Genomic DNA, 3617 nt, shown 5'->3' with positions numbered 1-3617 from the left:
GCGGGCTCGCGCAGGGCGCGGCGCACGACGTCGACGTCGCGTCCACCGGCGCCGGCGGGGGCGAGGGCCACCGTGGCGTAGGTCTCCGCGTCGGGGGCGACGGCCGCGAGCGTGCGGCGCAGCTCCTCGACGATGCGGCCGAGCGAGATGCCGGAGGCGGCGGCCTTCTGCTCGTCGAAGCCGACGTAGAGGGCGAAGCCGCGGGGGGTCGCACCGGTGGGCAGGTTGGCCTCAGCGGGCGGCGCTGCGGGCGCCTCGTCCGGAAGGTCCGGAACCAGGTGCAGGGCGGGACGGGCGGTGGGTCGGTCGATGATGGCGATGTTCGACATGGGAAGTCCTGGAATGTGCGGAACCCGGAGAAGGGGGTTCGATCGAGCGGGGCGGCCCGGGGTGCGGGGCCGTGGTGCGGAGCGGTTGCGGTTGCGTCAACGCTCGGGGCGCTCTTGCAGGAGGGAGTACCTGCGGGTGCGCCGTGCAGGGGTCACCGGATCAGCGGCACATTCGACAACACATGACCACACGCGCCGGCATCATGGTGCCGGCAGTCCCGTTCGCCTCCCAGGCGGACAGAGAGCGTGCGATGTTCGTCATGGGCCGATTATGTCGGACTGCGTCCAAGTACGTCAAATCGTTCGCGTATATTACGCCATCCGTGACCTACTGTTACGGCCCTCGGGGCACCGGGCCCGGCGTACGCTGACGGGGTGACCGAAGCCAGCCGCGACCCCCGCGATCTCCGCTACGAAGACCAGAAGGATGCCTCCCGCTACGCACTCTTCGACGGCGACACGCTTCTCGCGGTGATCGACTACCGCGATGACGGGCACTCCGTGTCGATGACGCGCGCATTCACCGTCCCCACGTTCCGCGGGCACGGCTACGCGGGTGTGCTCACCGAATTCGCCGTCGCCGATCTCGAGCAGCGCGGCGACCGTCAGGTGATCCCGATGTGCTGGTACGTGGCCGAGTGGTTCGAGAAGAACCCGGAGCGCGCCGGCATCCTCCGCGCGGCCTGACGCCTATTCGCCCGTCGCGAAGCGGGTGGTGCCGACTTCGACCGGCTCCCAGCCGTGCGGAGTGCGCTCCAGGATCGTCACCGACCCGTTCTCCAGGAACCGCGGTGGCTCGGCGACCCCGAGCGCATCCAGCAGCACGATGATCGACATCCCGCTCGAGACCGCGAGCACGCGGTCGGCGTCCGCGTGCTCCGTGCCGATGCGGGTCGCCGTGTCGATCAGCCGGGCGGATGCCTCGGCGTAGCCCTCGGCGGGATGCTCCGGCGACGGGTTGCTGTCGCGGAAGAGGTCGATCCGCTCACGCAAGGGCAGGTCGAACACGCGACGGTCGTCGCCCCGCGCCTGCAGGTGCTCGCCCATGCGCCGCCACAGCGCCTTCGTCCGCATCCCCTCGTAGCCGCCGAAGGCGGTCTCGCGCAGCCCGGCCGTGCGGGTGAGCGGAACGGTCGCCGCCATCGCGTCCAGGATCAGGGCGGCGGTCTCGCCGTGCCGCACCATGTCGGCCGCGTAGGCGGCGTCGAACGACGACGCCTCGCCCAGCGCGGCGAAGTTCGCCCCCACACGCGAGGCCGTCGCGCGACCGGCATCGGTCAGCGGCGAATCCGACCAGCCCTGCGTGCGCCCGAGGGCGTTGAAGACGGTCTGGCCGTGTCGGACGAGATAGAGGCGCACCGGGCCATTCTGGCGCATCGACACGACCGATCTCCGCGGTCGGGATGCCGCACGTCGGCCCGGCGCCGGGGCAATGTCGGAACCCCCTCGTACCGTGGGAGTCATGCGGATCCTGCACACCTCCGACTGGCACATCGGGCGCACCTTCCACGGGAACTCCACCGTGGCGGCGCTGCGCACCGTGCTCGACGCCGTGGTGGCGCAGGTGACCGAGCACGACGTCGACGTGGTCGTCGTCGCCGGCGACGTGTTCGATTCCGCGGTGCCCGCCGCCGACTGCTACACGCTGCTCACCGACGTCCTCGTCGCACTCCGCGACGCCGGTGCGCGCGTCATCGCCACCAGCGGCAACCACGATTCCGCGGCGCGGCTCGGGTTCCAGGCGCGGCTGCTGCGCGACGGCATCCATGTGATCACCGACCCGGCCGCGATCGGCACCCCGATCACGATCGACGACGAGCACGGCGCGGTCGACTTCTACGGGATCCCGTACCTCGAACCGGCGCTGCTGCGGCACGAATGGGCGGGGGTGCGCACCCAGGCCGACGTGCTCGCGGTGGCCATGGAGCGCGTGCGACAGGATGCCGCGGGGCGCCCGGGGCACCGGTCCGTCGCGATCGCGCACTGCTTCGCGGCCGGCGTCGAGCCGACGCCGAGTCTCGAACGCGACATCCAGCAGGGCGGGCTCGACGTCGTGCCGCTCGCGACCTTCGACGGCCCCGACTACGTGGCCCTCGGCCACATCCACGGCCGCGCCCGGCTGAGCGACCGGGTCCGCTACGCCGGCGCACCGCTGCACTACAGCTTCGGCGAGCAGCACAAGCAGCGCGGTTCCTGGCTGGTCGACCTCGACGAGGCGGGGCTCTCGCAGGTCGCCTGGCTCGAGCTGCCGGTGCCGCGACGACTGCGGACGCTGCACGACACGCTCGAGGCGCTGCTCACCGACCCGGCGTACGAAGGCGAAGCTGATGCGTGGGTGCGCGCCGAGTACACCGACACGCTGCCGGAGCGCGACCCGATGCGGCGCCTGCAGGAGCGCTTCCCCCACTGCGCCATGGTCGTGCACGCACCCGCCCGGGTCGTCGTCGACGACGCCCGCACGTACTCGGCACGCGTGCGCGAGGCCCGCTCCGACCTCGAGCTGATCGACGCGTTCCTGATGCACGTGCGCGCCGGCGCTGGCGGGACGGATGCCGAACGGGCGCTGCTGAACGAGATCATCGACGAGCGCGTGGCCGTGGAGGCATCCGCATGAGGCTGCACAGGCTCGCTCTGGAGGGGTTCGGTCCGTTCCGTGACCGCCAGACCGTCGACTTCGACGCCTTCGCCGACGACGGCATCTTCCTCATCAGCGGGCGCACCGGTGCCGGCAAGTCGAGCATCCTCGACGGCGTGTGCTTCGCCCTGTACGGCGACGTGCCCCGCTACAGCGGCTCCGACAAGCGACTGCGCAGCGACCACTGCGCCCCGGACGATCCGACCGAAGTGGAACTGGAGTTCTCGCTCGGCGACCGCCGGCTGCGGGTGACCCGGTCGCCCGAGTACAGCCGTCCGAAGCGGCGCGGTGAGGGCCTCACCCCGGTGAAGCAGCAGGCGCAGCTCGACGAGTGGGCCGACGGCACGTGGGTGGGGCTGGCGTCCGGTCCGCGCGACGTCGGGCTTCTCCTCGGCGACGTGCTCGGGCTCACCCGCGAGCAGTTCCTGCAGGTGATCCTGCTGGCACAGGGGCGCTTCGCCCAGTTCCTGCTCGCGGGCAACGACGAGCGGCAGGCCGTGCTGCGCACGCTGTTCGGCACGCGGCGGTTCGAGGACTACGCGCGGGCGCTCGTCGAGCGGCGCAAGCGCGCGGCCGACGACGTCGAACAGGCGAAGGTGTCGCTCGAGCTGCTGCTCGCGCACGGCGAGCACCTCAGCGACGACCCGGTCTCG

General features: G+C 71.6%; 4 protein-coding genes and 1 pseudogene. 3 read left to right on the top strand and 2 right to left on the bottom strand.

The window, feature by feature from the left end:
* A pseudogene (locus VJR25_RS03650) lies at positions 1 to 329 on the bottom strand (winged helix family transcriptional regulator); the annotation flags it as partial.
* A 375-nt stretch (positions 330 to 704) separates the two neighbouring features.
* Here VJR25_RS03650 and VJR25_RS03645 point away from each other — a divergent pair.
* Positions 705 to 1016 carry a GNAT family N-acetyltransferase gene (locus VJR25_RS03645; RefSeq protein ID WP_324112625.1) on the top strand — a complete coding sequence of 104 codons (312 nt, stop codon included), beginning with the start codon at positions 705 to 707 and terminating at the stop codon, positions 1014 to 1016.
* 3 nt (positions 1017 to 1019) lie between these two features.
* Here the strand turns inward: VJR25_RS03645 and VJR25_RS03640 are convergent, their stop codons facing one another.
* A complete protein-coding gene (locus VJR25_RS03640; protein WP_324112623.1) occupies positions 1020 to 1688 on the bottom strand; it encodes a histidine phosphatase family protein in 669 nt (222 codons plus the stop codon).
* A gap of 103 nt (positions 1689 to 1791) precedes the next feature.
* Here VJR25_RS03640 and VJR25_RS03635 point away from each other — a divergent pair, with 103 nt between their 5' ends.
* Both VJR25_RS03635 and VJR25_RS03630 read left to right on the top strand, forming a co-directional pair.
* Positions 1792 to 2943, top strand: a complete 1152-nt coding sequence (locus VJR25_RS03635) for an exonuclease SbcCD subunit D (RefSeq protein WP_324112621.1) — start codon at positions 1792 to 1794, stop codon at positions 2941 to 2943.
* Positions 2940 to 3617: SMC family ATPase (locus VJR25_RS03630; RefSeq protein ID WP_324112619.1), on the top strand; the 678-nt coding region annotated here is incomplete at its 3' end. The genes VJR25_RS03635 and VJR25_RS03630, both read left to right, overlap by 4 nt.

Source organism: Microbacterium sp. (genome assembly GCF_035277845.1).
Classification (GTDB): Bacteria; Actinomycetota; Actinomycetes; order Actinomycetales; family Microbacteriaceae; genus Microbacterium.
This window is presented reverse-complemented; position numbering and strand designations above follow the sequence as displayed.

Coding starts and splice junctions, on each gene's coding strand:
- VJR25_RS03635 (WP_324112621.1), top strand. CDS start 1,792: ATGCGGATCCTGCACACCTCCGACTGGCACATCGGGCGCACCTTCCAC.